This is a genomic window from Pseudomonas rhizoryzae (assembly GCF_005250615.1).
GTDB lineage: Bacteria > Pseudomonadota > Gammaproteobacteria > Pseudomonadales > Pseudomonadaceae > Chryseomonas > Chryseomonas rhizoryzae.
Window position 1 is genome coordinate 117,880 of the sequence record NZ_SULM01000010.1, and the last position, 25,847, is coordinate 143,726.

At 65.9% G+C, this 25,847-nt stretch carries 22 protein-coding genes and 3 pseudogenes; 14 read left to right on the top strand and 11 right to left on the bottom strand.

Annotation, left to right across the window (positions count from 1 at the left end; genetic code table 11):
- The first annotated feature begins 239 nt into the window (after positions 1–239).
- The 5 genes from FAZ11_RS17475 to FAZ11_RS17495 all read left to right on the top strand — a co-directional run bounded on the left by FAZ11_RS17475 (position 240) and on the right by FAZ11_RS17495 (position 6,613).
- Positions 240–1,403, top strand: coding sequence for a type III PLP-dependent enzyme (locus tag FAZ11_RS17475; RefSeq protein ID WP_058762205.1), 1,164 nt, complete (start codon positions 240–242; stop codon positions 1,401–1,403).
- 166 nt (positions 1,404–1,569) lie between these two features.
- A complete protein-coding gene (locus FAZ11_RS17480) occupies positions 1,570–3,798 on the top strand; it encodes a TonB-dependent receptor (protein WP_058767796.1) in 2,229 nt (742 codons plus the stop codon).
- Between the two features lie 64 nt (positions 3,799–3,862).
- Positions 3,863–4,546 (top strand): Fe2+-dependent dioxygenase, encoded by a 684-nt coding sequence (locus FAZ11_RS17485; protein WP_058772699.1) that lies wholly within the window; start codon positions 3,863–3,865, stop codon positions 4,544–4,546.
- A gap of 178 nt (positions 4,547–4,724) precedes the next feature.
- Positions 4,725–5,858: an AAA family ATPase gene (locus FAZ11_RS17490; RefSeq protein ID WP_137279381.1), complete on the top strand. Its 1,134-nt coding sequence runs from the start codon at positions 4,725–4,727 to the stop codon at positions 5,856–5,858.
- Between the two features lie 98 nt (positions 5,859–5,956).
- Entirely contained in the window at positions 5,957–6,613 is a 657-nt protein-coding gene (locus FAZ11_RS17495) for a hypothetical protein (RefSeq protein ID WP_137279380.1), read from the top strand.
- Positions 6,614–6,649: 36 nt separating this feature from the next.
- Here FAZ11_RS17495 and FAZ11_RS17500 read toward each other — a convergent pair whose 3' ends face one another.
- The gene (locus FAZ11_RS17500; RefSeq protein ID WP_137279379.1) at positions 6,650–7,093 is read right to left on the bottom strand and encodes a DMT family transporter; all 444 of its coding nucleotides are present in this window, start codon (positions 7,091–7,093) and stop codon (positions 6,650–6,652) included.
- Between the two features lie 114 nt (positions 7,094–7,207).
- Between FAZ11_RS17500 and FAZ11_RS17505 the strand changes: the two genes are divergently transcribed.
- Both FAZ11_RS17505 and FAZ11_RS17510 read left to right on the top strand, forming a co-directional pair.
- Complete coding sequence (locus FAZ11_RS17505) at positions 7,208–7,699, top strand: hypothetical protein (RefSeq protein ID WP_137279378.1); 492 nt, start codon at positions 7,208–7,210, stop codon at positions 7,697–7,699.
- A 10-nt stretch (positions 7,700–7,709) separates the two neighbouring features.
- Complete coding sequence (locus FAZ11_RS17510; RefSeq protein WP_058762212.1) at positions 7,710–8,162, top strand: DUF421 domain-containing protein; 453 nt, start codon at positions 7,710–7,712, stop codon at positions 8,160–8,162.
- A gap of 68 nt (positions 8,163–8,230) precedes the next feature.
- Here FAZ11_RS17510 and FAZ11_RS17515 read toward each other — a convergent pair whose 3' ends face one another.
- The 3 genes and pseudogenes from FAZ11_RS17515 to FAZ11_RS17525 all read right to left on the bottom strand — a co-directional run bounded on the left by FAZ11_RS17515 (position 8,231) and on the right by FAZ11_RS17525 (position 9,950).
- Positions 8,231–8,581, bottom strand: coding sequence for a con-10 family general stress protein (locus FAZ11_RS17515; RefSeq protein ID WP_058762213.1), 351 nt, complete (start codon positions 8,579–8,581; stop codon positions 8,231–8,233).
- A gap of 71 nt (positions 8,582–8,652) precedes the next feature.
- Positions 8,653–8,784: pseudogene (locus FAZ11_RS17520) on the bottom strand (con-10 family general stress protein); the annotation flags it as partial.
- A gap of 302 nt (positions 8,785–9,086) precedes the next feature.
- Positions 9,087–9,950 (bottom strand): MBL fold metallo-hydrolase, encoded by an 864-nt coding sequence (locus FAZ11_RS17525; RefSeq protein ID WP_137279377.1) that lies wholly within the window; start codon positions 9,948–9,950, stop codon positions 9,087–9,089.
- A 201-nt stretch (positions 9,951–10,151) separates the two neighbouring features.
- Between FAZ11_RS17525 and FAZ11_RS17530 the strand changes: the two genes are divergently transcribed.
- Positions 10,152–10,532 carry a GtrA family protein gene (locus FAZ11_RS17530; protein ID WP_081319990.1) on the top strand — a complete coding sequence of 127 codons (381 nt, stop codon included), beginning with the start codon at positions 10,152–10,154 and terminating at the stop codon, positions 10,530–10,532.
- An 8-nt stretch (positions 10,533–10,540) separates the two neighbouring features.
- On the top strand, positions 10,541–11,473 hold the full coding sequence (locus tag FAZ11_RS17535; protein ID WP_058772707.1) for a glycosyltransferase family 2 protein: 933 nt from the start codon (positions 10,541–10,543) through the stop codon (positions 11,471–11,473).
- Here FAZ11_RS17535 and zapE read toward each other — a convergent pair.
- On the bottom strand, positions 11,467–12,567 hold the full coding sequence (gene zapE / locus FAZ11_RS17540) for a cell division protein ZapE (protein ID WP_081319991.1): 1,101 nt from the start codon (positions 12,565–12,567) through the stop codon (positions 11,467–11,469). The two genes, FAZ11_RS17535 and zapE, sit on opposite strands and share 7 nt — an antisense overlap.
- 160 nt (positions 12,568–12,727) lie before the next feature.
- On the opposite strand from zapE, the gene FAZ11_RS17545 reads away from it, so the two are divergent.
- The gene (locus FAZ11_RS17545; protein WP_058772705.1) at positions 12,728–13,948 is read left to right on the top strand and encodes a pyridoxal phosphate-dependent aminotransferase; all 1,221 of its coding nucleotides are present in this window, start codon (positions 12,728–12,730) and stop codon (positions 13,946–13,948) included.
- Here the strand turns inward: FAZ11_RS17545 and FAZ11_RS17550 are convergent, their stop codons facing one another.
- The 3 genes from FAZ11_RS17550 to FAZ11_RS17560 all read right to left on the bottom strand — a co-directional run bounded on the left by FAZ11_RS17550 (position 13,949) and on the right by FAZ11_RS17560 (position 17,649).
- Positions 13,949–14,728 (bottom strand): hypothetical protein, encoded by a 780-nt coding sequence (locus FAZ11_RS17550; protein ID WP_058787325.1) that lies wholly within the window; start codon positions 14,726–14,728, stop codon positions 13,949–13,951.
- 153 nt (positions 14,729–14,881) lie between these two features.
- The gene (locus tag FAZ11_RS17555) at positions 14,882–16,219 is read right to left on the bottom strand and encodes a sigma-54-dependent transcriptional regulator (protein WP_058772604.1); all 1,338 of its coding nucleotides are present in this window, start codon (positions 16,217–16,219) and stop codon (positions 14,882–14,884) included.
- Positions 16,204–17,649, bottom strand: coding sequence for a sensor histidine kinase (locus tag FAZ11_RS17560; RefSeq protein WP_058772603.1), 1,446 nt, complete (start codon positions 17,647–17,649; stop codon positions 16,204–16,206). The genes FAZ11_RS17555 and FAZ11_RS17560 overlap by 16 nt, the downstream gene beginning before the upstream one ends.
- A gap of 167 nt (positions 17,650–17,816) precedes the next feature.
- On the opposite strand from FAZ11_RS17560, the gene FAZ11_RS17565 reads away from it, so the two are divergent.
- From FAZ11_RS17565 to FAZ11_RS17575, 3 genes are all read left to right on the top strand, one after another.
- A complete protein-coding gene (locus tag FAZ11_RS17565; protein WP_058772602.1) occupies positions 17,817–18,419 on the top strand; it encodes a LysE family translocator in 603 nt (200 codons plus the stop codon).
- A 28-nt stretch (positions 18,420–18,447) separates the two neighbouring features.
- Positions 18,448–19,323 (top strand): AraC family transcriptional regulator, encoded by an 876-nt coding sequence (locus tag FAZ11_RS17570; protein WP_058772608.1) that lies wholly within the window; start codon positions 18,448–18,450, stop codon positions 19,321–19,323.
- Between the two features lie 93 nt (positions 19,324–19,416).
- Entirely contained in the window at positions 19,417–21,390 is a 1,974-nt protein-coding gene (locus FAZ11_RS17575; RefSeq protein WP_058772601.1) for a BCCT family transporter, read from the top strand.
- A gap of 52 nt (positions 21,391–21,442) precedes the next feature.
- On the opposite strand, the gene FAZ11_RS25555 is transcribed toward FAZ11_RS17575, so the two are convergent.
- The 3 genes and pseudogenes from FAZ11_RS25555 to FAZ11_RS17585 form a co-directional block, all read right to left on the bottom strand.
- Positions 21,443–22,150 carry a methyl-accepting chemotaxis protein gene (locus tag FAZ11_RS25555; protein ID WP_421958178.1) on the bottom strand — a complete coding sequence of 236 codons (708 nt, stop codon included), beginning with the start codon at positions 22,148–22,150 and terminating at the stop codon, positions 21,443–21,445.
- Positions 22,151–22,303: 153 nt separating this feature from the next.
- Positions 22,304–23,443, bottom strand: a pseudogene (locus FAZ11_RS25560) (cache domain-containing protein); the annotation flags it as partial.
- A gap of 197 nt (positions 23,444–23,640) precedes the next feature.
- Positions 23,641–24,397, bottom strand: a pseudogene (locus tag FAZ11_RS17585) (carbon-nitrogen hydrolase family protein).
- A gap of 235 nt (positions 24,398–24,632) precedes the next feature.
- On the opposite strand from FAZ11_RS17585, the gene FAZ11_RS17590 reads away from it, so the two are divergent.
- Complete coding sequence (locus tag FAZ11_RS17590; protein WP_058772599.1) at positions 24,633–25,769, top strand: iron-containing alcohol dehydrogenase; 1,137 nt, start codon at positions 24,633–24,635, stop codon at positions 25,767–25,769.
- Positions 25,770–25,847: the final 78 nt, after the last annotated feature.

The following is a 25,847-nucleotide window of genomic DNA, read 5'->3' on the forward strand; positions in this document are numbered from 1 at the left end:
GATTTAACATTGATCTTCAGGGCGTCTGGCCCTAAAGTTCGCGCCCGAACGTCCATGCTGGAAACGATCCATCCGGCTCAAGTACCGACGACGAGACAGCGAGGTCAACGCCAGTACGCGTTGACCTTTTTGCTTTCGGCGATGTGCCTTGGGAAGTAGGCGAACCAAAGTGGGGAAACGGATTAGGCGTTCAGAACACCCCCTCCTTCAATTTGTTCTGCCCATCGGGAGTCCGACGCATGTCCATCAAGGTCGAAGATTACTATTCTCGCGAAACCTTCCAGAAGATGAAGGCCTTCGCCGACCAGCAGGAAACCCCCTTCGTCGTCATCGATACCGCCACCATTTCGCGGGCCTATGACGATCTCGTTGGCAACTTCCCGTTCGCCAAGATCTACTACGCGGTCAAGGCCAACCCGGCCATCGAGATCACCGAGTTGCTGCGCGACAAGGGCTCGAACTTCGACATCGCCTCGCGCTACGAGCTGGACAAGGTGATGTCCGCCGGGGTCGGTCCGGAGCGCATCAGCTACGGCAACACCATCAAGAAGGCGCGCGACGTCCGTTACTTCTACGAGAAGGGCATCCGGCTGTTCGCCACCGACTCTGAAGCCGACCTGCGCAACATCGCCAAGGCCGCTCCGGGCGCCAAGGTCTATGTGCGTATCCTCACCGAGGGTTCCGATTCCGCCGATTGGCCGCTGTCGCGCAAGTTCGGCTGCAACCCCGACATGGCCCTGGACCTGCTGATCCTGGCCAAGCAACTGGGCCTGGAGCCCTATGGCATCTCCTTCCACGTGGGTAGCCAGCAGCGCGACATCGACGTCTGGGACGCCGCCATCGCCAAGGTCAAGGTGATCTTCCAGCGCCTCAAGGAAGAAGACGGCATCACCCTGAAGATGATCAACATGGGTGGTGGCTTCCCGGCCAACTACATCCAGCGCACCAACAGTCTGGAGACCTATGCCGAGGAGATCATCCGCTTCCTCAAGGAAGACTTCGGCGACGAGCTGCCGGAAATCATCCTGGAGCCAGGTCGTTCGCTGATCGCCAACGCCGGCATCCTGGTCAGCGAAGTGGTGCTGGTAGCGCGCAAGTCGCGTACCTCGGTGGAACGCTGGGTCTACACCGACGTTGGCAAGTTCTCCGGCCTGATCGAAACCATGGACGAGTCCATCAAGTTCCCCATCTGGACCGACAAGAAGGGCGAGATGGAAGAGGTGGTGATCGCCGGCCCGACCTGCGACAGCGCCGACATCATGTACGAGCAATACAAGTACGGCTTGCCGCTGAACCTGGCCAGTGGTGATCGCCTGTACTGGCTGTCCACCGGTGCCTACACCACCAGCTACAGTGCGGTGGAATTCAACGGCTTCCCGCCGCTGAAGTCCTTCTACCTGTAAGCCTGAGCGGTAGCCGAGCCCGCGTCCTGCAAGGGACGCGGGCTTTTTCATGCCTGTCGGAAAACCTCGGTCAAGAATTCTTAAGAATAATTTCCATTCGCTATGGATTTGATAATTATTTGCAAATAGAATCGCGCCGCATTCACAAAGGAGGCGGCTCGTCATCATGTCCAAGGACCTTTCCACGCTGTCCCAGCGCCGTTTGCTGGTTTCCACCTTCAGTGTCGCCGTTGCCTCGCTGTCCCTGGGGACCCTGGCCCAGGAGGCGAAGGAACCGGTGACCACACTGGAGAGCCTGACCATCGAAGGTCAGGCGCAGCAGGAAGGCTTCAAGACCGAGCAATCCGCCTCGCGCAAATACACCGCACCGCTGCTGGATACGCCGCAGACCGTTACCGTGATCCCGGAGCGGATGATCGAGGACCAGCAGGCGCTGAGTCTGAGATCGGTGCTGTCGAATGTCTCGGGCATCACCTTCAACGCCGGTGAAGGCGGTGGCGGTTCCGGCGACAGCATCAACATCCGTGGCTTCAGCGCCAATTCCAACATCCAGGTCGATGGCCTGCGCGACAGCACCCAGAACAACCGCACCGATACCTTCAACCTGGAATCGGTGGAGGTCATCAAGGGACCCAACTCGGTATTCGGCGGTGCCGGTACCACCGGCGGTTCCATCAACCTGATCAGCAAGAAGCCCCAGGAGCGCCAGTTCACCCGCATCGGCGCGGGCCTGGGCACCGACAGCTATCGCCGGTTGACCCTGGACACCAACCAGCCGCTGCAGGGCGTGGGCGAGGGCAGTGCCTTCCGGCTCAATCTGATGACCCACGAGAACGACGTACCCGGCCGCGACGAGATCGACCGCAAGCGCTGGGGTATCGCACCCTCGCTGGCGCTGGGGCTGTCGGACGACACCCGCCTGACGCTGAGCTACTTCCATCAGACCGACAACAACCTGCCCGACTACGGGGTGCCGGTATTCAATGGCAAGCGCCTGGCCGGTGTCGGTCACGAAGACTACTTCGGCTACCGGAACATCGACCATGAGGACATCAACAACAATGTCTTCACCGTCGAGCTGGAGCACCGTCTCAACGACAACCTGAGCCTGCAGAACCTGACGCGCTACAGCCGCATCCAGCGCGATACCGTGATCTCGGCGCCCCAGCTCAGGCTCATCGGTGGCGGTCGCTACCTGCCGGGCGGCCCCCAGGGCTATGGTCGCGACATCACCTCTGAAATGTGGATCAACCAGACCAACCTGACCGGTAATTTCGACACCTTCGGCCTGGGCCACTCCTTCGTGTTGGGCGCGGAGTTCTCCCGTGAGGATTACGACCGCGATACCTACACCAACAATCTGGTCTTCCCGGCGAGCGGCTATTCCCTGAGCAATCCGCCGGGCCGCTACACCGGTCCCACCAACCAGCAAACCACCGCGCTCACCAGCAATACCCTGGTCGACAAGGCCGTCTACGCCTTCGACACCATCGCCCTGAACGACTACTGGGACCTGAACCTGGGCCTGCGCTACGACTGGTTCGACGGCGACAGCGACACCACGCCGGTGAGCAACGGCGTACGCGGAGCGAAAACCCATCTGAACGCCGACGACGGCAAGCTGAGCGGTCGCGCCGGCCTGGTGTTCAAGCCGGCCCCGAACGGTCGGGTCTATGTCGCCTACGGCACCTCGTTCAACCCTTCCGCGGAGAACCTGACCACCACCGGCGCCGGTCTGAGCGCGGCCAACCAGGATCTCGAACCGGAAAAGAACAAGACCTGGGAGCTGGGCACCAAGTGGGAATTCCTCGACAAGCGCCTGGAACTGGACGGCGCGCTGTTCCGCGTCGAGAAGAGCAACGCCCGCGAAACCCTGGCCGACAACAGTGTCGCCCTGGTGGGTGAGCAACGGGTGCAGGGGATCGAGTTGGGCGCGACCGGGCGCATCACCCAGCAGTGGAACGTCTTCGCCAACTTCACCTTCCTCGACAGCGAGACGCTCAAGGCCGCCAATACCCCGGCGGGGCAGGCCCGCGTCGGGCAGGCACTGGCGAACACGCCGCCGCGCTCGTTCAATCTCTGGACCACCTACGAGTTGCCGGCCGGCTGGCGGGTGGGTTACGGCACCCGTTACGTCAGCGAGCGTAACCTCACCTCGAGCAACGACCGCATCAAGCTGGACGAATACTGGGTGCACAATGCGATGCTGGGCTATCGCGTGAATCGCAATCTGGACCTGCAGCTCAACGTCAACAACCTGTTCGACAAGGAATACGTGGAGCGCGTGCGGTCCTCGCTCGGGACGGCGGCCACCTCGACGGCCGTCGCCTCGTCTTCCTTCATCGAATACGGTGATACCCGCGCCGCCATCCTGACCGCGACCTACAGCTTCTAAAAGGTCGCCTGTATCAACCGAAGCCCTGCCCGCGCAGGGCTTTCGGCGTTAGAGGGGAATTCTCATGATGATCAGCGTTCCGGGCGTGCTGACGCCCGAGCAGGTACGGGACTGCCGCCAGCGCCTGGAGGCCGCGGCCTGGGCCGATGGCAAGCACACCGCCGGATTCCAGTCGGCCATGGCCAAGGACAACCTGCAGCTGCCGGCGGACGAGCCAGCGGCGCGTGCGGTGGGCGAGACGATCCAGCAGGCGCTGGCGCGGCATCCGCTGTTCGTTGCCGCCGCCCTGCCGGCGCGGGTGTTTCCGCCGCTGTTCAATCTCTACCGTGGCGGCCAATCCTTCGGCCTGCACGTGGACAACGCCCTGCGCGCCCTGCCGGATGGCAGCGGCTACCTGCGCACCGATCTGTCCGCCACGCTGTTCTTTTGCGAACCGGACGAGTACGACGGTGGCGAACTGGTGGTGGAAGACACCTATGGCGCCCACAGCGTCAAGCTGGCGGCGGGCGATCTGCTCCTCTATCCGGCCAGCAGCCTGCACCGGGTGCTGCCGGTGACCCGTGGCGCGCGGCTGTGTTCTTTCTTCTGGGTCCAGAGCCTGGTGCGCGACGCGGGGCAGCGCAGCCAGCTGTTCGAACTCGACCAGGGCATCCAGCGCGCCGCCGCCGAACTCGGCCAGGGCCACGAGGCCTGCCTGCAACTGACCGGCGTCTATCACAACCTCTTGCGGCAGTGGGCGCAGCCCTGATTCCACCGCCTGACCATTCTGGATTTCCAGCGACTCAACTGGTGAGCGAAGCGAAAACTCCTTGGTCGCCTATTGGTGCTGTTGCCGGAGGTACCCAGCGCATCGCTGAGGCTTCGTAGATGTCTCCACTTGGACAAGATGCTAAATTCGGCAGCTCCAGACTTTCAGCGACCCAGCGATGATCGAGCAGCTTTCCATTCGAAATTTCAAATCGTTGCGCGATGTCGAGTTGTCGCTTACGGCCTTTACCTGCCTGGTCGGGCTCAACGGAGCGGGTAAGAGTTCCTGGCTCCAGGCCATAGACTTTATCGCCCAGCAAATGCGGGGTGACATAGATGTTTGGCTGGATGCCCGTGGCTGGGAGGCCAAGGATCTCGATTGCAAGCTGACCACTGAGCGCAACATTCATCTTGGTGTCGTAATGCTGTTGGATGGTCAGCGCCTGCGCTGGGAGGCTGCCTTCAATACTATTGAGCGTCGCTGTACCCACGAGCGCTTCTTGCTGGGAGACTCCGTCACCCCGGAACTTGAGGTCAAAGCAGGGGAGCTCGTGCTATCGGGCGAGCGCCAACGGGTGAGATTCAAGTATCAAGGCTCGATCATTTCGGCGTTACGGGACGATGAACTGGCCAAGCCCATCGTGAAGTTTCGCGATTATCTGACGCGGATCCGCTCTCTGGAACTGCTTTCTCCTCACTTGCTAAGGCGTCGCGCGCGAACCTTGGACGAAGACATCGGCGCAGGAGGAGAAAAGCTTTCTGCTTTCCTGAGTGGCCTTTCGACTGATGCACGGGCTGAACTCTTGGTCATGCTCCGCAGTTTCTATCCCGCCTTGGAGGATTTTCGGGTTTCGAATCTGAAAGCGGGTTGGAAAAAGCTGACCTTGGTCGAGCGTTACGGTGAGACGTTACTAGAGACCGAAGCCGGTCATGTCAATGATGGTCTCCTGCGTATTCTGGCTGTATTAGCCCAAGCTCACTCTGACCGCAGCCTGGTACTGCTAGACGAGATCGAGAATGGCATCAATCCAGAGCTGGTCGAAAAGCTAGTGGATACTTTGGTGTCTTGTAAGCGCCAGATTGTAGTAACGACTCATAGCCCTTTGTTTTTGAATTACCTCGACGATGAGGTCGCCAAGCAATCGGTTGTTCTGATCTATAAGTCGCCCGCGGGCGAAAGTCGTGCGCGGCATCTTTTCAAGCTGCCCCGTATCGCGGATAAATTGCGAATCATGGGGCCGGGAGAGGCCTTCGTCGACACCGATCTGCCCGCGCTGATCGAAGAGTGCGTGGCCGAAGACAGGATGCACTGACCGTGTTAGTGGTCATTAGCGGTGAAGGAATCTCGGATTTAGGCGCCTGCAGTAATCAACAGGGGCGTTGCCACGGCGAGGTCTTCATAGCAGGGCCCATGACTTGCGTACTGGATACGATCATCGAAAGCAGCATGGGTTACTCGTTACTGGACCTTCATGGTTACGAGTATTTGAGTGAAAGTTATCTGGAAGACTGCGAGCAGAGGCACAGGGGGAATCGCAAAGGGCTGTTCTTGCCAGGCAAGAAGTCGGGACAGGAAACAGGTTACTTCTATGTCAACGCTTGGATCCTGGCTCAGGAAACTCTCAGGTTGGAGGCGCAGCGAAACGATAGGGCTATCGCGGTGCTTTTCCGTGATACGGATGGTACGCATAGTACCCGCAACGGGCTTTGGCAGGCTAAGTGGAACTCCATGCTTCACGGTTTTGCCCGCGGTGGGCTCGAAGATCGTGGAGTGCCTATGTTGCCCAAACCCAAGTCCGAGGCTTGGTTGCTTTGCGCCTTTAAAAGGCCTGCTTATCAGGATTGTGCCGCTTTGGAGGAAATTACAGGCAACGATAGAGGCGCGAATCCGGCAAAAGATCGATTGGAAGCGGCCACAGAGGGAGCCACTCGTGATGAGTTAGTTCATCAGTTGAGAGAGCGGCCTTTCGACCATGTCGCTGCCGCCGAGCAGATGCCCAGCTTCGAGTGTTTTCGCGAGCGTTTGCTAATAGCATTGGAAGCATTACGCCGATTACCTGTTCTCTGAGTCGAACCTGATGTGGCCGGTTGCGGATGAGCCTGATCAAACCCGGGCGATGCACCAGACGCCCGCGCCGATCAGCGCCACGCCGGCCAGTTTGCCCAGGCTGATCGGATCCTGGCGAAAGCCGGCCCAGCCGAAGTGATCCAGGCTCAGCGACATGGCCAACTGACCGGCGATGACCAGCGCCATGAACAGGGTGGCACCGATGCGCGGTCCGGCGAAGGCGGCCATGGCGATGAAGAAGGCGCCCAGCAGGCCGCCGCACCAGTGCCACCACTGCAATTCACGCAGCAGGCCCAGGGTGGGGACGCCGCGTTGCCAGAGGGTCAGCCCCAGCAGGGCGAGCAGACCGACCATGAAGGAAATGGACGCCGCGGCGAACAGGCTGCCGAGGTGCCGCGCGAGTTGGCCGTTGATGCCGGCTTGCAGCGGCAGGCAGGCACCGGCGATGAAGGGCAGGACGAGTAGCCACCAGGCAGGCATCGGCGGGACTCCAGACGAAAAAAGGGCGGGCAGTATGCCCCAGGGTGCGGCGAAGCGGTCGAACCGGCGACTCCCGGTCGGGCTCCAAGCCCTACCAGCAAGGGAGAATCCGCCATGGCGCCACCGCTGCAAGAAGGCCGTCCAATCCAAGAGGACCTGCGGCTGCAACGCTGGATCTGGCGCTGTGAGCGTCTGGGCTGGGCGCTGCTCGGGCTGTTCGTGGTGCTGGCGTTGGGCGGGCTCTTCGCCAGTGGCGGCCCCTGGGCTACGGCGACCCGCGTCAGTGACGATGGCCAACTCAAGGTGCAGTACGAGCGCTTCCAACGCCGCGGCGCCCCCACTACCCTGACCCTGGAACTGGCACCCGGCGTGACCCGCGTTGGTCTGGACGAACGCCTGGTGGCCGACTGGACGGTGGAGGCCCTCTATCCACAACCGGCGCGGATGACCAGCAGCGACGGCGTGCTCTGGCTCGACCTGACCCCCGGCAGCGGACCCAGTCGGCTGCATCTGGCACTGCGGCCGGATGCGCTGGGCACCATGAACTGGCGCATTCTGAGACCCGGCCGGGTACCCCTCAGCCTCTCGGCCTTCATTTATCCCTAAAGGAATCGCCATGGAATCCGTGCTGCGCGCTGCGGCCATCTACGTCTTCCTGCTGGTGCTCTTTCGCATCACCGGGCGCCGGGCCCTATCGGAGATCACCACCTTCGATTTCGTCTTGCTGCTGGTGATCGGCGAAGCGACGCAGCAGGCCCTGCTGGGTGACGACTTCTCGGTGATCAATGCCTTCGTGGTGATAGGCACCCTGGTGCTGATCGATATCCTGCTGTCGGTGTTCAAGCAGCGCTCGCCCCAGGTGGGGCGCTTTCTCGATGGCATGCCCTTGATCGTGGTGGAGTACGGCAAGCCGCTGACGCAGCGGTTGCGCAAGGCGCGGCTCACCGAGGAGGACATTCTCGAAGCGGCGCGGCAGAGCCAGGGGCTGGAGCGGATGGAGCAGATCCGTTTCGCAGTGCTGGAAAAGAACGGGCAGATCTCGGTGATACCTGAGCCCGGGGATCGATAGCGGGTGCTCAAACGCAAGAAGGGCAGGATGATCCTGCCCTTCGTTAGCGCTGGGGTAGTGCCAGATCGCTAGTGGCTACCGCCCTTGCGCCCGGCCTCGGAGGCCTTCTCGCGGTCATTGGCGAAGTTGCCACCGCTGTTCTCACCGCCCTTGCGCCCGGCTTCGGCGGCGCGCTCGGGGTCGTTGGCGAAGTTGCCACCGCTGTTCTGGCCGCCTTTGCGCCCGGCTTCGGCGGCGCGCTCGGGGTCGTTGGCGAAATTACCGCCACTGTTCTCACCGCCCTTGCGGCCGGCCTCGGCAGCCCGCTCGGGATCGTTGGCGAAGTTGCCACCGCTGTTGTGGCCGCCTTTGCTACCGGCTTCCGAAGCCTTTTCGCGATCGTTGGCAAAATTACCAGGGTTCGAATTATTGGTGCTCATCTTGGGTTCCTCTTGCTCGTGGTCTCAGGAGAGCCAGGGACATTCAGACCTGGCTCCGTAACGGCAGTGTCTTAGCGGCTGCCGCCCTTGCGACCGGCTTCGGACGCCTTCTCACGATCGTTGGCGAAATTGCCACCACTGTTCTGGCCGCCTTTGCGCCCGGCCTCGGAGGCCTTTTCGCGGTCGTTGGCGAAGTTGCCGGGATTGGAGTTCGAATGCTTGGTGGTCATGGTCGCTCTACCTCTTGTGGGAATGTAGTGCAGAACTCATTGCCTGCCCTGGTATTGAGGGGCAGGCGCGGCGAGGTTTCCCGACGATGGGATGGGCGGTCGCTGGCCTTCGGCCACTGCCAGGGCTGTATCTAGCTTTGCTCGAATGGCTGTCCAACCTGGCCGCTGGGTTGGAAGGCGCATGGCTGTGCCGGGCGCTATGAGGACTTGGACGCAACGGCGTCGCTGCGTCCAAGTCCTGTGGCCTTTGCCTTGTACGACGGATGGCGGTCGGATTAGAAGCCGTCGATGGGAATCTTCAGGTAGCGCCGCCCATTGGCCTCGGCCGGCGGCAGGGTGCCGGCGCGGATGTTCACCTGGATCGCCGGCAGGATCAGCGTCGGCATGGCCAGGGTGGCGTCGCGGCGGGTGCGCAGGGCGACGAAGGCGTCTTCGTCCACGCCATCGCGGACGTGGACATTGAGAGCGCGCTCTTCACCCACGGTGGTCTCGTGGCGCGCTTCGCGGCCAGCGGGCGGATAGTCGTGGCACAGGTAGAGCCGCGTGGCCTCCGGCAGGGCCAGCAGCCGACGGATCGAGCGATAGAGATCGCGGGCGCTGCCGCCGGGGAAATCGCAGCGCGCCGAGCCGACGTCGGGCATGAACAGGGTGTCACCGACGAAGACGAGATCCTCCTCCACCTGGTAGGCCATGTCCGCCGGGGTATGGCCGGGCACGTGCAGGGCGCGGGCGGCGAGGTTGCCGATGTGGAAGACCTCGTCGGGCTGGAACAGGTGATCGAACTGGGAGCCGTCGAGGCGGAATTCCGGCTCCAGGTTGAAGACGTCCTTGAAGGCGCCCTGGACGCGGCGGATGCCTTCGCCGATGGCGATGCGCCCGCCCAGTTGCCGGCGCAGATAGGGCGCAGCGGAGAGATGGTCGGCGTGGGCGTGGGTCTCCAGCAGCCAGTCCACCGTCAGCCCCTGGTCGCGGACGAAGCGGGCGACGCGATCCGCCGACAGGGTGGCGGTCCGGCCCGAGTGCGGATCGTAGTCCAGCACCGAGTCGACGATGGCGCAACGGCTGCCGGGCGCCTCGTAGATCACATAGGTGAAGGTGGACGTGGTGGCGTCGAAAAAGGGTTCGATGCGCGGAGTCATGGCCGGGCCTCGTGGAAAAGGGGATGGCCCACCTTACCACGGGCCCCACGTCCCTGGCGGCTGGCGCCGGGATGGGGGCGGGATCCCGATGGCGCGTGTGACCGTTCGTCGCCAGATGACGGAATTGCAACGGATGCGACAGGATGTTTCGGTGCGTGCGAGTTAACGTGCGCCGGTCTTTGAGCTGCGCCGAGGTCGAGCGTGTCTTCTTCCGGATCCCTGGCCAAGTCCGCGGCCAGACCCCTGCGATTCGCCCTGGTCGGGGCGGTTGCCACCCTGGTGCACATGGCCGTCGCCGCGCTGCTGCTGGGACTGTGGGGCTGGCCGGCCTATGGCGCCAACCTGGGCGCCTTTCTGGTCGCCTTCGGGGTCTCCTATCTGGGGCACCGGCACGTCACCTTCGCCCGGGCCGGCTCGCCTTGGCGCTTCCTACTGGTGGCGCTGGGCGGCTTCGGCCTCAATAACCTCCTGTTAACCGGTCTGCTCGCCTGCGGCTTGCCGGCGCTCGCGGCGCTGCTGGTGGCCACGGCGCTGGTTCCGGTATGCAGTTATCTGCTGTCATCCTGGTGGGTGTTCAAATGAGCGATGCCGTGAAGCTGTCCCTGGTAGTACCCGTGTTCAACGAAGAGCTGGCCATCGGGCTCTTCCATCAGGCGGTCTGCGCTCACGAGGAGTTGGCCGCTCACGATCTGGAGCTGCTCTTCGTCGACGATGGCAGTCGCGACGGCAGTGCCCGGGTGCTCGAGCGCCTGCGCCAGGAAGATCCGCGGGTGGTGGTGCTGCAACTGTCGCGCAACTTCGGCAAGGAAGCCGCACTGTTCGCCGGTATCGAACATGCCAGCGGTGAGGTGGTGGTGCCGCTGGACGTGGATCTGCAGGATCCGCTGGACGTCATCCCGCGGCTGCTGGAGCAGTGGCGCCAGGGCGCCGACGTGGTGCTGGCCAAACGGGTTGACCGCCGCAGCGACAGCCCGCTCAAGCGGCTGACCGCCGAGGGATTCTATCGGCTGCACAACCGCATCGCCCAGACGCCCATCGAAGAGAACGTTGGCGATTTCCGGCTGATGAGTCGCGAGGTCGTGGATGCGATCAAGGAGTTGCCCGAGCGCAATTTGTTCATGAAGGGCATCCTCTCCTGGGTCGGCTTCGATACCCGGGTCGTGGAATACGAACGCGCGCCGCGCAGCGCCGGGAGCAGCAAGTTCAACGGCTGGAAGCTGTGGAATCTGGCCTTGGAAGGCTTCACCTCCTTCAGTACCGTGCCGCTGCGGCTGTGGACCTACCTCGGTGGCGGCGTCGCCCTGCTGTCCCTGGCCTACGCCGGGGTCATGGTGTTCCGCAAGTTGGTGTTCGGCAACCCGGTGCCCGGCTATCCCTCGCTGATGACCGCCATCCTTTTCTTCGGCGGCGTGCAGCTGATCGGCATCGGGGTGCTGGGCGAATACATCGGCCGTATCTATATCGAGACCAAGCGCCGGCCGCGCTATGTGCTCAAGCGCTCCGGCAAGCGTGACCCTCAGTAGCGCGCCTGCTGCATCTCCCGCAGCCGGCTCAGGGTGCGGCGGAAGGGGAAGTCCAGGCAGCCGCGGGTATAGAGCTGGTCCAGCGGCACGGCGGCGTCCAGGTAGAGCGGGCGGCGGCGGTCGTAGGCTTCGTCCACCAGGGCGATGAAGCGACGCACCGCGTCGTCCTGGGGCGCCAGGCGTGGTAATTCGCGGTCACCGGCGACCACCCGCTCCACGCCGTCTTCGGTGCCGCGGGCGATGCGACCGTCGCGCGGGTCTCCGGAGAGGCAGGGCACGCTACCCAGCAGCAGCGCGGGGAAGCGGGTGCAGAGGTCGATGTAGTCCTGGGTCGCCCAGGCGCCCTGGCAGAGGGTAGCGAAGTCCAGCCAGATCGCGCCGGGGGCCCGCCTGATCACCGGTAAGGTGCGACCGCCGAGTAGCAGGGGGTCGCGGGTGACGGATTCACCTGCGGTGAGTCGTGTGAAGGTCGCGGCGAGGGCGGTGGGGTCGTCCACCCAGTAGCGGGGTTCGGGCTCGCCCTGGTGCAGGCGGTGGTCCTGGCCACCGTCCACCTCAAGTACATCCAACTGCGCTTGCAGCGCGGCAATCGCCGGCAGCAGGCGCTCGCGATTGAAGCCGCCGGCATAGAGCTGCTCCGGCGGCTGGTTGGAGGTGACCACCAGCACCAGACCCTGGTCCAGCAGGGCGCGCAGCAGGCCGCCCACCAGCATGGCGTCGCCGATGTCGCTGATGAAGAGTTCGTCGAAGCACAGCACCCGTACCTCGGCGGCCAGTTCGCGCGCCAGCACCTGCAGGGGATCGCGGGTGCCGCTGAGCTGGAACTGGCGCTGGTGCACCCAGCGCATGAAGTGATGGAAGTGCTGGCGGCGCGCGGGCACCGGCAGGCTGGCGTGGAACAGGTCCAGCAGCCAGGTCTTGCCGCGTCCGACCGGGCCCCAGAGATAGAGGCCACGGGCCGGGCGACCGGCGAGCAGGGCGGCATGACAGGCTTCCAGCCGCTGTATGGCGGCGTCCTGGGCGGCATCGAGCAGCCGCTCACCACGGGCCAGGGCCTGGCGGTAGGCAGCGAGTGGGGAGAGGGCAGTCGACATGGCCATCACTCTAGCGTCCACCGTGGCGCCAGACCATGCCCCGGTGGAATGACGTGAGTCCTTTATAGCGTTTGAAGGCGGACGGCAGCGGTTCGATAGTGCGAGACGATCCTTGCCGGAGAGATCCGGCGCCTTCGTGTTCATCGCCTGGAGCCCTGTCATGGCCGCTGCTTCCACCCTGCATACCGCCCACTGCCTCGCGTCCGTGGGCGTTTCCGAGATCCTCAAGATCACCGAGCGCGCCAATGCCCTGCGCCGTCAGGGCGCCGATCTGCTGGTGCTGGGCGCGGGCGAACCGGATTTCGATACCCCGGAGCACATCAAGGAAGCGGCCATCCAGGCCATTCGCGACGGCCAGACCAAGTACACGGCGCTCGACGGCAGCCCGGCGCTCAAGGAGGCCATCCGCCGCAAGTTCGCGCGGGAAAACGACCTGGTGTTCGCCCAGGACGAGGTGACCGCCTCGGCGGGTGCCAAGCAGGTGATCTTCAATGCCATGATGGCGACTCTGGACGCGGGCGACGAGGTGATCATCCCGGCGCCCTTCTGGGTGACCTACGCCGACATCGTCGCCATCCTCGGCGGCACGCCGGTGGTGTTGCCCTGCCGCGAGGAAGACGGCTTTCGGCTCACGGCCGACGCGCTGGAGGCGGCCATCACCCCGCGCACGCGCTGGGTGATGCTCAACTCGCCGTCCAACCCCTCGGGCGCGGCCTATGGCGAGCAGCACTATCGCCCGCTGCTGGACGTCTTGCTGCGCCATCCGCAGGTCTGGCTGATGGTGGACGACATGTACGAGCACATCCTCTACGACGACTTCCGCTTCGTCACCCCGGCGGCGCTGGAGCCGCGCCTGCGCGAGCGGACCCTGACCATCAACGGCGTTTCCAAGGCCTATGCCATGACCGGTTGGCGGCTGGGCTATGCCGGGGGACCGCGTGAGCTGATCCAGGCCATGGCCAGTGTGCAGAGCCAGGTGACTTCCTGCCCCTGTTCGGTGAGCCAGGCGGCGGCCATCGCGGCGCTGGACGGCCCGCAGGCCATCGTGCGCGAGCGTTGCGAGCGGTTCCGTGAACGGCGGGATCTGGTGGTGGAGGCACTGAACGCGGTACCGGGCCTGTCGGCGCGGCGGCCCGAAGGGGCCTTCTATGTCTACGCCAATTGCGCGGGGGTGCTGGGTCGGCGGACGCCGGGTGGGGCAGTGATCGACAGCGATACCACCTTTGCCCGCTACCTCATGGACGAGGGCGGGGTGGCGGTGGTGCCAGGCTCGGCATTCGGCCTGGCGCCTTACTTCCGCGTCTCCTACGCCACCTCGCGTGAGGTGCTGGAGGAGGCTTGCCGCCGGATCGCCATGGCGACCCAGCGGCTGCTGGCCTGATCAACCGGCCGGCGGGGCGGGCGGTGCCGGCGGCTGCTGGCCCGGCGCGACCGGCTGAGCGCCGGGGGGCGGGGGCGGCGGCAGCATGCCGGGACCACGCGGAGGCCGCGGGGTATCCAGGGTCTGCAGCGAACTGGCATCGGCGCCGAGGGCGCTGACCCGGAAGGCCCGCCCCTGGGCGTTGGCCACCAGCTCACCACGGGCGGCCACGCTGGCGCCAGGCTTGAGCAGCGCCTCCAGGCGCACCGCCTCGTGGGGCGGCATGCGCAGGGCGGTGCCGTCCTGCAGCAGGGCGCCGTTCACGTCGCCACGCGGGCCGTGCAGCAACTGGACGATCTGGCCCTGGAGGCTGTCGCCATCGCGCTCGACGCCAGGCGCGGGCGGCGGCGGACGCGGCTTGCCGGTGCGCTCGGGCCCCTGGTCGGTGACGGTCTTGCCGGTCTGGACGTTGGTCAGGGAGACCGCCTGGACCAGCGGCAGGCTGGCGGCGCGCAGGCCGGCGACGTTGATGTTATCGCCGGGCTTGAAGGTGGCGGCCAGTTGCTCGGACAGGTGCGGCGGGGTGTTGACCTCGGTGCCGTCGGCCAGGATCAGGCCGTCGATGTCGCCTCGGGGATTGATCAGGAATTGCTTGAGCTGGCCCTGTTGGGTGGGAATCTGGGCGCTGGCGGCGGTGGTGGTGGCCGCGCTGCCGGCGGGTGCGGTTTGTGCCAGGACGAGGCCGCTGACGGACAGCAGAGCGAAGGTCCCGATCACGAAGGTTTGGGTCTTGGTAGGCATGGATGACTCCTGCGGTGGTTGACGATCAGGAGATTGCAGGGCCTGTGCCAACTTTTTATTTATATAAAAAACAATGGTTTAGGATATTTTCAGACAGCCTTGGCCACCCATTGCGTCCGGCTCGCGGACACCCCTGTCGGCAAAGCGGACAGCCTAGCCAGGACTGTCGTCTTCGCCGACACCCAGGCCCAACCGACTCAGCTTGGTGTAGAGCAACTGGCGATGGATGCCCAGGCGCCGGGCCGCCTCGGCACGATTGCCGCCGCTGCGTTGCAGGGCCCGTTCGATCAGCAGCCGCTCCAGGCGCGCGGTGGCCTCCGCCAGGGTTTCCTCGGGCCAACTGGCGTCGATGACCAAGGCGTCCGGGGCGTCGGCCTGGAGAAAGGCCAGGTCGGCGGCGACGATGCGTTCGCCCTGGGCCAGCGTTGCGGCGCGCTGCATGGCGTTGCGCAGCTCGCGCACGTTGCCGGGCCAGGGGTGGCGCAAGAGCAGGGCCGCGGCATCGTCGGCCAGCACCCGGCCGCTGGGGGCGAGGAAATGCTCGGCCAGCGGCAGGATGTCGGCACGGCGTTCGCGCAGGGCCGGCAGGTGGATGGGGACCACGTGCAGGCGATAGAAGAGGTCTTCGCGGAAGTCGCCGCTGGCGACGCGCTGGGCCAGGTCGCGGTGGGTGGCGGCCACCAGGCGCACGTCCAGCCGCACCGGCGCGCCGCCCACCGGGGTCACCTCGCGTTCCTGCAGGGCGCGCAGGATCTTGGCCTGCATGGGCAGCGGCATGTCGCCGATCTCGTCGAGAAAGAGGGTGCCGCCCTGGGCTTCGCGGAAGGCACCGAGGCGATTGGCGGTCGCCCCGCTGAAGGCGCCGCGCACATGGCCGAAGAGTTCGCTCTCCAGCAGATCCGGCGGGATGGCCGCGCAGTTGACCGCCACGAAGGGCGCGCCGCTGCGCTTGCCGTGTTCGTGGATGGCACGGGCCACCAGTTCCTTGCCGGTGCCGGTCTCGCCGGTGACCAGCACCGTGGCCTCGCTGTCTACCAGGCGGCCGATGGTCTTCTGCACCTGGCGCAGGGCATCGCTGCCGCCCACCAGGGTGTGGCCGTCCGCCGTCGCCGCGGGGGCGCTGGCCGGGCCGCGCTGGACGGTCATGCCGGCCAGTACCCGGATCAGTTCGTCGCGGCCGATGGGCTTGGTCAGATGGTCGAAGGCGCCCAGGCGCATGGCCTCGATGGTGTTGCCGGCGCTGGCGAAGGCGGTGAGTACCGTGACGGGTGGCGAGTCGGGGAGAGCGCGGATGCGCGCCAGCACCTCCAGCCCGTCCAGGCCCGGCATGCGCAGATCGAGCAGCACGGCGTCCACCGTCTCCCGTTGCAGCAGGGCCAAGCCGGCTTCGCCCTGATCCGCTTGCAGCACGCGATAACCCTGGTCCGCCGCGGTTTCCGCCAGGGCGTCGCGCAGGCCGGCGTCGTCGTCGATGATCAGCAGGGTAGGCATGGCAGCAGGATCTCGAAGCGGGTGGGAGCAGGTTGTTCGGCCAGGCGCGCCTCGCCGCCGTGGGCGCGGGCGGTTTCGCGGACCAGGGCCAGGCCCAGGCCGGTGCCTTCGGGGCGGCCGGTGACGAAGGGTTCGAAGAGCTGGCCGCGCAACTCGGCGGGCGGGCCCTGGCCGTCGTCTTCCACGGCCAGCACCAGCCAGTCGCCACGCCGGGTGACGTCGAGGCGGATGTCGCTGCCCATCGGCGCGGCCTGGAGGGCGTTGAGCAGCAGGTTGTCCAGGGCGCGGCCCAGGGCGTCGCGGTCGAAGCGTCCCTGCTCCACAGCGACCTGGGCGGTCAAGCGGATGTCGCGCGCCTGGGCCTGGTCTTCATGGCCGCTCAGCACCTCGCGACAGAAGGCGGTGAGATCGACCGTGGTCGGTTGCAACTGGGGCGGCTGGGTGAGGTCGAGCAGCCGCCGCAACAGGGCGTCCAGGCGGGTGATCTGCAGCAGGATGGCGTCCAGGGCGCGCTGCTGGCGCCCGCCATCGCCGGCCAGGGCGTTCTCGGCCTTGAGGCGCATGGCAGCCAGGGGATTGCGGATCTCGTGGGCGACTCCGGCGGCGACCCGGCCAAGGGCCGCCAGGCGTTCGCTGGCATGCACCTGGGTGGTCAGGCGCTGGGCCTCGCCGCGGGCCTGGGCCAGGCGCTGGCCGGCCTGGTTGAGCGCCGCCAGCACCCGGTCCAGTTCGCGTTCGCCGGTCAGGGCGAGGGTGGGCAGGTCCTGGCTGGCCGTGGCGCCGAGATCCCGCTCGACCCGGGCGACATGGCGCGACCACTGCCAGGTGAGGCGGCCGAGCAGCAGGGTGGTGGCGAGCATGGCCAGCAGCAACAGACCCAGGCCCAGTTGCAGTTGGCGCTGGCCACGGCTGTCGGCGAAGGTGAGGCGGGTCAGAGTCCAGGCGGCGAGATCGGGAATGGGGCCGGACAGCGGGCAGGCGGCGACCAGGATGGTGGAGCCGTCGACGCTGAAGGATTCGCTCAGGCTGCGCGCCTCGGCCAGGCTGGTGGCGGCGAGCTCGGCCAGGTGCTGGCGCTCGGTGGCGGTCAGGCTGAAGGGACTGGCGTCGGCCAGCAGGCCGGCCTGTTCCTGCCAGAGCCCGCCGGCCATGCCGCGATAGCGCAGCAGGCCGACGCTGGCCACGCCGGTGAGCCCCTGGCGCAGCGTCGGATCGGCCAGGCCGGCGCTGGGGCCGGACCAGCCGTTGCTGTAGAAACGGTAGCTCCCGGCGATGGTCTGGCAGGCCTGTTCGGCTTCCGCGGTGGCCTGGCCGAGCAGGGCGGTTTCCGACTGGCGCAAGAGCAGGATCATCAACCAGCCGACGCCAATGGCCATGCCGCCGAGCAACAGCAACACGGCCAGCAGACGACTGCGCAGCGATCCGAACATGGGTTTTCTCTTCCAGGCCTTGGCCTGGATAGAGTGCCACACCCCGGCGGAGTTCGCGGCGCAGAGCGGGGCGTGCCGTGCGGGCTGAACTCAGCCACGAACGTACAAGCCAGGGCCGGGGCCCCTGGCTAGCCTGGGCCTCTCTTTCGACTGCTGGTAGGTGCCCCGTGGAAATCTTTCTCTATGCCTTGAGCGTCATGTACAGCCCCGGTCCGGTCAACGCCCTGGGCCTCGATGCCGGCCTGCGTGGCCAGGCCCGGCGAGCCTCAGGTTTCTATGTGGGAGTGGGCTGCGCCATGCTGCTGATGTTCCTGGCGCTGGGGTATGCCGGTGCGGCCATCGTCTCGGGGAAGTGGCTACCCTGGCTGGCGCTGCTCGGCGGCGGCTACAGTCTGTACCTGGGCTATCGCATCGCCACTGCCGCACCGCCGACGGCGAACGAAGAGGGCGCCACGCAGGCACGGCTGACCTTCGCCCGTGGCTTGCTGATCCAGGGCCTCAACCCCAAGGGCTGGCTGGCCGTGCTACCCATCGCCACGGTGATGTTCCCAGCGGCCCAGGTAACCGGGATGAAGATCGCCCTCTGCTCGTTGCCGCTGGCCGCGGCGGCCTGTGGCGCGCCGGCCAGCTACGCCTTGCTCGGCGCCGGACTCGGGCGCTATCTGGTCCGTGGACGCGGGCTGCGCTGGGTGAATCGGCTGCTGGGCTTGAGCCTGGTCGGCTGCGCCCTGCTGCTGTTCCACGATGCCTGGCGCGGTCTGCTAGGCTAGGTGCCTGGAGGGAGACGCCATGAGCACCATGATCGAGCTGCCCGGCGCCACGGACTGGGTGCGCCATGCCCCGGCCTTTGCCGAACTGGAGTCCATCGAGGCCTTCTTCGGTGGCCACGCCTTCGATCCGCATCGCCACGCCACCTATGCCATCGGCCGCACCCTGGCCGGGGTGCAGAGTTTTTCCTATCGCGGCGCCAAGACCAACAGCCTGCCGGGCGAGACCATGATCCTGCATCCGGACGAGGTCCACGACGGCCGCGCCGGCGCCGCCGATGGCTTTCGCTACCGCATGCTCTATCTGCCGCCGGCGCTGGTGCAGGACATCCTCGGCGGCCGGCCCTTGCCCTTCCACCGCGAGAGCACGTCCCACGACCCGCGCCTGGCACGGGCCACCGATGCAGTGTTCGCCGCCCTCGACGAACATCCCGATGCCCTGCGGCGTGACGATGCGCTCTATGGCCTGGTCGCCACCCTGGCCGAGGTCTGCCAGCCCTGGCCCAGTCGCGGCCGGGTCGACTTCGGCGCCGCCCTGCGCGCCCGCGAATACCTGGAGGACAATCTCGACCAGGCCGTCACCCTAGATGACCTGGCGCGCTGCGCCGGTCGCGACCGCTGGAGTCTGAGCCGGGATTTCCGCGCCTACTTCGGCACCAGTCCGCACCGCTATCAGACTCTGCGCCGCCTGGATCGGGTGCGCCTGCAGGTGCGTCTGGGCGTCGGGCTGGCCCAGGCCGCGGTGGAGGCGGGTTTTTACGACCAGAGTCATATGACCAGACATTTCCGCCAGGCCTTCGGCATAGCGCCCGCGCGCTGGTTCAACGGGCTGGCCGCAGCGCCCGGTACGCCTGGCCTGGGCGGCGAGTCGCGCCCTGAGCGCCGAGCCGACGAAGGGCGTTCCTGAAGCCACGCCTGGTCTGCCAGCCGTCTCGCTGGCGAAACGATCGGCGGCGAGGGTAGTCAACCTGTGCGCACTTCATGAACAGGAGCTCATTCCATGAACGGCCAAGGAGAATCCGCCGCTCGTCATACCTTCAGTCCCCCCGTGTTCTGGACCTCCACCGGCATCCTGCTGGTCCTGGTGCTCTACGCCAGTGTGTTCCAGGCCAGCGCTCAGGGGGTGTTCGCCGCGATCCAGGCGTGGATCATCGGTAATCTCAGCTGGTTCTACATCCTCGCGGTGGCCATCATCCTCGGCACCGTGGTGTTCTTGGGCGTCAGCCGCTACGGCGACATCAAGCTCGGCCCCGACCACAGCGAGCCCGACTACAGCAGCACCACCTGGTTCGCCATGCTGTTCTCGGCGGGCATGGGCATCGGCCTGATGTTCTTCGGCGTCGCCGAGCCGGTGATGCACTTCCTCTCGCCGCCGGTAGGGACCGGCGGTAGCGTCGAGGCGGCCCGCGAGGCGATGAAGATCACCTTCTTCCATTGGGGCCTGCACGCCTGGGCCATCTACGCCATTGTGGCGCTGATCCTGGCGTACTTCAGTTATCGACACGGCCTGCCGCTCACCCTGAGATCGGCGCTCTATCCGCTGATCGGCGAGCGCATCCACGGCCCCATCGGTCATGCCGTGGACATCTTCGCCATCATCGGCACCGTGCTGGGTGTCGCGACCTCCCTGGGATTCGGCGTGGCTCAGATCAACACCGGTCTCAATGCGCTGTTCGGGGTGCCCATCTCGGTCCCGGTGCAGATCGTGCTGATCATCGCCACCACCGCCCTGGCCACGCTCTCGGTGGCGACCGGCCTGGACAAGGGCGTCCGCCGGCTGTCCGAGCTGAACCTGGGCCTGGCACTGCTGTTGATGGTCTCGGTCATCGTGCTCGGCCCGACCGTGCTGATCCTGCAGACCTTCGTGCAGAACACCGGCGGCTACCTCAGCGAGATCGTCAGCCGCACCCTCAACCTCAACGCCTACCAGCCCACCGACTGGATCGGCGGCTGGACGCTGTTCTACTGGGGCTGGTGGCTGGCCTGGTCGCCCTTCGTCGGGCTGTTCATCGCGCGCATCTCGCGCGGTCGGACCATCCGTGAATTCGTCTCCGGCGTGCTGCTGGTGCCGGCCGGTTTCACCCTGCTGTGGATGACGGTGTTCGGCAACACGGCGATCCACATGATCCTCACCGACGGCCTCACCGATCTCGCCGCCGCGGTGAACAAGGACAGCTCCCTGGCACTGTTCGCCTTCCTCGAGCACTTCCCGCTGCACAGCGTGATATCGCTGGTGGCCATCGTCATGGTGGTGGTGTTCTTCGTCACCTCCGCCGATTCCGGCGCCATGGTGGTGGACATGCTGGCCTCCGGTGGCCAGGACCGGACGCCGGTCTGGCAACGGGTGTTCTGGGCCTCCAGCATGGGGCTGGTCGCCATCGCGCTGCTCCTGGCCGGCGGTCTCAAGGCGCTGCAGACCGCCACCATTGCCAGTGCCCTACCGTTCACCATTGCCCTGCTGTTCAGCATGCGTGGCCTGCTCAAGGCGCTCAAACTGGATGCCACCAAGCGCGGCCTGCGCCATCAGGCGCTGAACGTCTCGCCGCCGACCATGAGGTCGCCAGGAGGCTGGCAGCGCCGGCTGCGCGGCCTGGCCATGTTCCCGCGGCGCAGCCACGTGGTGCGCTTCATCGCCGAGGTGGCCAAACCCGCGTGTCTGGCCGTAGCCGAGGAGTGGCGCAAGCAGGGGTACAGCTGCGCCGTCGAGGACAGCGACGACGGCGGCGTGCGGTTGCACGTCGGGCCGGCCGAGCAGCCGGAGTTCGTCTACGAGGTACGCCCCCATGCCTACGCCATGCCCAGCTTCGTGATGGGCAGCGAGCCGGGAGAGGAGCGCAAGTACTTCCGCGCCCAGGTACACCTGCGCGAGGGCGGCCAGGATCATGACGTCATGGGCTGGTCGCGTGAAGATGTCATCGGCGACATCCTCGACCAGTACGAAAGGCACATGCATTTCCTGCATCTGGTGGGCTGAAAACGCAAAAGCCGGGCGAAGTGCCCGGCTTTTGCGTGTCGCCGAGGGGGCGTCACTTCACCCGGAAACGCCGCACCACGGCGATCAGTTGTTCGTTGGACGACTGGACCGCGGCGGTGCTCTCCGCGGTGCGCTGGCCACTGGTCACCAGGTCGTCGACGATATGGCGCACGGCGACCATGTTCTGGTTGATCTCACCGGCCACCACGCTCTGTTGCTCGGCCGCCGCGGCGATCTGGGTTGAAAGATCACTGATGCGCACCACCGAGCCGCTCATTTCGTCCAGGCCCTGGGTGACCTCGCGGGTTCGTTCGGCGGTGCTCTCACAACTGGCCTTGGTCGTTTCCATGGCCGTCACGGCGGAACTCACTCCCTGCTGCAGGCGGCCGAGCATCTCGTTGATCTCGGCGGTGCTCTGCTGGGTACGGCCGGCCAGGGCGCGCACCTCGTCGGCCACCACGGCGAAGCCTCGCCCCTGCTCGCCGGCGCGGGCCGCCTCGATGGCTGCGTTGAGCGCCAGCAGGTTGGTCTGACCGGCGATCTCGCCGATCACGCCGAGCACGTCGTTGATGCGCTGGGCATCGCTCTGCATGGCCTGCACCTTGAGGGTGGCATCCGCCACCTGGTCGACCAGCGCCAGCACGCTGGCCGAGGCCTGCTGGACCACCGCGCGGGAACGCTCGGCCTGGCCATTGGCGGCCTGGGTGAGGCTGGCGGTGTCACCGGCGCTGCGCGCCACGGATTCGGAGGTGGCGCTCATCTCGGTGATGGCTGTCACCGCCTGGTCGGTCTCGCTGGCGTGTCGAGCGAGGATGGCACTGTTCTGCTGGGCCTGGCCGTGCAACTGCTCGATGCCACTGCCGATGCGGCCGGTGGCGTCGCTCACCTCGCCGATCAGGCGCTGCAGGTAGGCGATGAAGCCATTGACCGCGCCGGCCACGGCATCCACCTCGTCCTTGCCCTGTACCGGCACGCGGCGGGTCAGGTCGGCGTCGCCGGCGGAGAGCGATTCGATATTGCGCTGCAGCAGGCCCAGACGGCCCATCAGCTTGCCGAGGGCGAGCACCATGATGATGACCAGCAGCAGCACCAGCGGCAACTGGATCGTCGCCAGGGTCTTGAGGATGGTGGTGTTGGTGGCCTCGATCAACGCGGTGGGCAGCGCCGTGGCCAGCAGCCAGGGCGTGCCGGCCAGCGGGCGCAGGAAGAAGGTGTGCGGGGTGCCGTGCTCGTCGGTGTAGGTGTCGCGGAGCACGGCGCTGCCCTGCACCTTGCCTAGGTTGCGCTGAATGGCGGCGACGAAAGGCGAGCGGTCGGCATAGGCCGAGACATTGTTCAGCACCTGCGAATCGCCCAGCTCCGACAGGTTGCTGAGGATCTTGCCATCGCCCTCGACGATCATCATGTCGGTGCCATCGAGTTCCTTGCGCAACTCATCCACCAGCGGATTGAAGAAGCCCAGGGTGAGATCGATGGTAGATACGCCGTAGGCCTTGCCATCGCGCTGGATGGCCATGGCACAGTTGGTACGCGGCTGAGCGCTGGCGGCATCCTTGTAGGCGGCGGCCCAGACGCACTGGCCGGCAGGCGCCTTGAGGCCGGCCTGGAACCAGGGTTGCTCCCAGTAGTTGAGCGATTCGGGTGAATTCCAGTGGGTATTGACGATCAATTTGCCGCTGGCATCGCGGTGGTAGAAGGTACTGAATTTGTCGCGGCCCGGTTCGCGCTGGTTCGGCAGCGGCCAGATGCCGCCGCCGAACACCTTGGCGTCGCCGTACTGGTCCACCAGGCCGGGCAGCACCTTGTCGATGGCGGCGCTGTCCAGCAGGGGCACGGTCTGGGTGATGGCGCGTTGCTGCGCCTGGATCTGGTTGAGTTCGCGATAGATGCGGGTGCCCACCTCGTTGACCCGGGTGAGCACGGCGGCTTCGCCGGCGGCGACCAGCTCTGGCGTTACCCACAGGCGGATGCCGATGATGGTAGCCAAGAGGGTAGCGCCGATGAAGCCTAGGAAAATCAGGGTGTAGCGGGTTTTAATGGTGTTCAAGGCCATGGTGTCGCTCCTGCGATGACAGCGTCTTTCGCGCTACGAGAAGCATCCTGTGGGCTCTACTGAAGCGAGGATGCCAGGGCCTTATCGGCGTCTGACGTGTGACCTTTAGTCGCGGCAGAGGGTGGGATACCGAAAGCTGAAACGGGTCGTGAGGTGACCCGGTGGACAGCTTTCGGCCAGGCGGTTGTTTCCATGGTTCAGCACTGTAGCGATCGGCTTTCACCCTGCCAGTCCACCCCGTGCCTTCGGGCGATCACCAATTGCTGACCGGTTCCGGGCGCTGCCTCCAGGCATCGTCCATCGGCCAGCCAGAAGGCACTGCGGCCCACGCAGGCGTAGCCACCGGTGGGCGCCCCATGGTTAGCCAGCAGCACCGGAAAGCCGAGGCGCCGGGCGTAGCCGATCAACTGGGCACTGTCGGCGGCATAGCCGCTCGGCCCGATCACCGCCGAGACCAGATAGACGTCGGCACCGCGGGCACGGGCGACTTCGGCATGGACGGGGTTGTTGCTGTCGGCGCAGATGGCCAACGCGCCTTTTAGCTCTCCCAGCTGCAGCAGGGCGCCGCCGGAGCCGGCCACGAAAGGGGGGGGATTCGCCGGGGTGCAGGTACTGCTTGGTGTGTACCTGGCAATTGCCAGCGGCGCCCAGAATCAGAGCGCCGATCTGCAGACCCGTCTCGCCGCGGATGGGCGCGCCGATCACGGCGGTCAGTCCGGCCTCCCGGCAGGCCTCGCGTAGCGGCAGCAGACGGCGGTCGCTGGGTTCGAGCGCCAACTCCGCCGCCAGGCTCGGCTCGTAACCCGTCAGCGACAACTCGGGAAACAGCAGCAGATCCACCCCGGCCGTGGCGGCCGCGGCGATGAAATCCAGGTGGGTGCGTAGATTGCTGGCGAGATCGCCCGGGATCGAAGTGGACTGGGCGGCGGCGAGGGTGAGGCTGGCTGCGGACATCTGGACTCCCGGACGTTGGGTCGGCGACTACTACAGCAACATCGGCAACCGCCTGAAAGTCTTCCGCCGGGACGCTGCCGTGTGGTCGGCAAGGCAGCCGAGCAGAGGTGGAGCACCCTGGCTGCAACTGAGTTGCCGCCGAGTTATAGCGCTATCGCAACCTCTCAGTATTTGCCCACCCAGGGCGTCGCTATAGTCACGCCGTCTATCGATTTGAAGAATAACAGGACGGATCATGGCGATAATCAACTATGTAACGGAAATCCGCTTCGGCGTCGGCTGCGCGGCCGAGTTGGGTGAGGTCTGCCAGCGCCTGGGTTTCCGCCGCCCGCTGATCGTCACCGATCGCGGGGTGGTGGCTGCCGGCCTCATCGGGCAGTTGCTGGAGCTGAATCCCCTGTCGGCGTACCAGGTATTCGACGCCACCCCGGCCAACCCTACCGAGGCCGCTACCCGTGAGGGCGTAGCCTGCTACCACGCGGCCGAGTGCGACGGCATCATCGCCATCGGCGGTGGCTCGCCCATCGACCTGGCCAAGGCCATCGCGGTGTCCGCCCGCCATCCGGGCCCCTTGAAAGACTTCGCGCTCATCGAGGGCGGCCTGGCCCGGATCACCGCCGCCACGGTGCCCATCGTGGCCATTCCCACCACCGCCGGCACCGGTAGCGAAGTCGGTCGCGGCGCCATCATCATTCTCGATGATGGCCGCAAGGTGGGTATACTCTCGCCATACGTCATCCCGCGCGTGGCGATCTGTGATCCCACGCTGACGCTCAGCCTGCCACCACACCTGACGGCGGCCACGGGCATGGATGCGGTGGCACACTGCATCGAGACCTTCCTCGCCCCCAGCTTCAATCCGCCGGCCGAGGGCATCGCGCTGGACGGTCTGCGGCGTGCCTGGCGCAACCTGGAGCTAGCCTTCAACGAGCCGAGCAATATCGAGGCGCGCACCCAGATGCTCAGCGCCTCGCTGCAGGGCGCGCTGGCCTTCCAGAAGGGCCTGGGCTGCGTGCACAGCCTCAGTCACTCGCTGGGCGGAATCGATCCGCGTCTGCACCACGGCACCCTCAACGCCGTGCTGCTGCCTGCCGTGGTCGGCTTCAACCGGGGCGCGGAGTCGGTGATCCGCGAGGAAAAACTCGAACGTCTCGCCCAGGCCATGCAACTGCCCGCGCACCTATCCGTAGAGCAGGCCCTGGCGGACAAGGCCGAGGCCCTGCGTCTACCGACGGGGCTGGCGCAGATGGGCGTCGGCCAAGAGCTCATGTCACGCATCGTCGCCGGTGCCCTGGCCGATCACAGCCACAAGACCAACCCCCGGGAAGCCACGGCAGAGGACTACATCCAGCTACTCCAGGCCTCTTTCTGAGGACCGGGCAGGGGGCGACCTCCACGGGCGCCCCCGTACGTAGCCTTTCGCGGCCCCTGTCCAATCGCCTATAAGATG

What these genes read in the sequence shown, in the direction of transcription:
- FAZ11_RS17485 (WP_058772699.1), top strand. Translation starts at nt 3,863, where the DNA reads ATGATGATCAGCGTTCCGGGCGTGCTGACGCCCGAGCAGGTACGGGAC.
- FAZ11_RS17590 (WP_058772599.1), top strand. Translation starts at nt 24,633, where the DNA reads ATGGCGATAATCAACTATGTAACGGAAATCCGCTTCGGCGTCGGCTGC.
- FAZ11_RS17575 (WP_058772601.1), top strand. Translation starts at nt 19,417, where the DNA reads ATGAACGGCCAAGGAGAATCCGCCGCTCGTCATACCTTCAGTCCCCCC.
- FAZ11_RS17550 (WP_058787325.1), bottom strand. Translation starts at nt 14,728, where the DNA reads ATGCCTACCAAGACCCAAACCTTCGTGATCGGGACCTTCGCTCTGCTG.
- FAZ11_RS17560 (WP_058772603.1), bottom strand. Translation starts at nt 17,649, where the DNA reads ATGTTCGGATCGCTGCGCAGTCGTCTGCTGGCCGTGTTGCTGTTGCTC.
- FAZ11_RS17495 (WP_137279380.1), top strand. Translation starts at nt 5,957, where the DNA reads ATGACTTGCGTACTGGATACGATCATCGAAAGCAGCATGGGTTACTCG.
- FAZ11_RS17555 (WP_058772604.1), bottom strand. Translation starts at nt 16,219, where the DNA reads ATGCCTACCCTGCTGATCATCGACGACGACGCCGGCCTGCGCGACGCC.
- FAZ11_RS17570 (WP_058772608.1), top strand. Translation starts at nt 18,448, where the DNA reads ATGATCGAGCTGCCCGGCGCCACGGACTGGGTGCGCCATGCCCCGGCC.
- FAZ11_RS17515 (WP_058762213.1), bottom strand. Translation starts at nt 8,581, where the DNA reads ATGAGCACCAATAATTCGAACCCTGGTAATTTTGCCAACGATCGCGAA.
- FAZ11_RS25555 (WP_421958178.1), bottom strand. Translation starts at nt 22,150, where the DNA reads ATGAGCGCCACCTCCGAATCCGTGGCGCGCAGCGCCGGTGACACCGCC.
- zapE (WP_081319991.1), bottom strand. Translation starts at nt 12,567, where the DNA reads ATGTCGACTGCCCTCTCCCCACTCGCTGCCTACCGCCAGGCCCTGGCC.
- FAZ11_RS17525 (WP_137279377.1), bottom strand. Translation starts at nt 9,950, where the DNA reads ATGACTCCGCGCATCGAACCCTTTTTCGACGCCACCACGTCCACCTTC.
- FAZ11_RS17475 (WP_058762205.1), top strand. Translation starts at nt 240, where the DNA reads ATGTCCATCAAGGTCGAAGATTACTATTCTCGCGAAACCTTCCAGAAG.
- FAZ11_RS17510 (WP_058762212.1), top strand. Translation starts at nt 7,710, where the DNA reads ATGGAATCCGTGCTGCGCGCTGCGGCCATCTACGTCTTCCTGCTGGTG.
- FAZ11_RS17545 (WP_058772705.1), top strand. Translation starts at nt 12,728, where the DNA reads ATGGCCGCTGCTTCCACCCTGCATACCGCCCACTGCCTCGCGTCCGTG.
- FAZ11_RS17505 (WP_137279378.1), top strand. Translation starts at nt 7,208, where the DNA reads ATGGCGCCACCGCTGCAAGAAGGCCGTCCAATCCAAGAGGACCTGCGG.
- FAZ11_RS17490 (WP_137279381.1), top strand. Translation starts at nt 4,725, where the DNA reads ATGATCGAGCAGCTTTCCATTCGAAATTTCAAATCGTTGCGCGATGTC.
- FAZ11_RS17500 (WP_137279379.1), bottom strand. Translation starts at nt 7,093, where the DNA reads ATGCCTGCCTGGTGGCTACTCGTCCTGCCCTTCATCGCCGGTGCCTGC.
- FAZ11_RS17480 (WP_058767796.1), top strand. Translation starts at nt 1,570, where the DNA reads ATGTCCAAGGACCTTTCCACGCTGTCCCAGCGCCGTTTGCTGGTTTCC.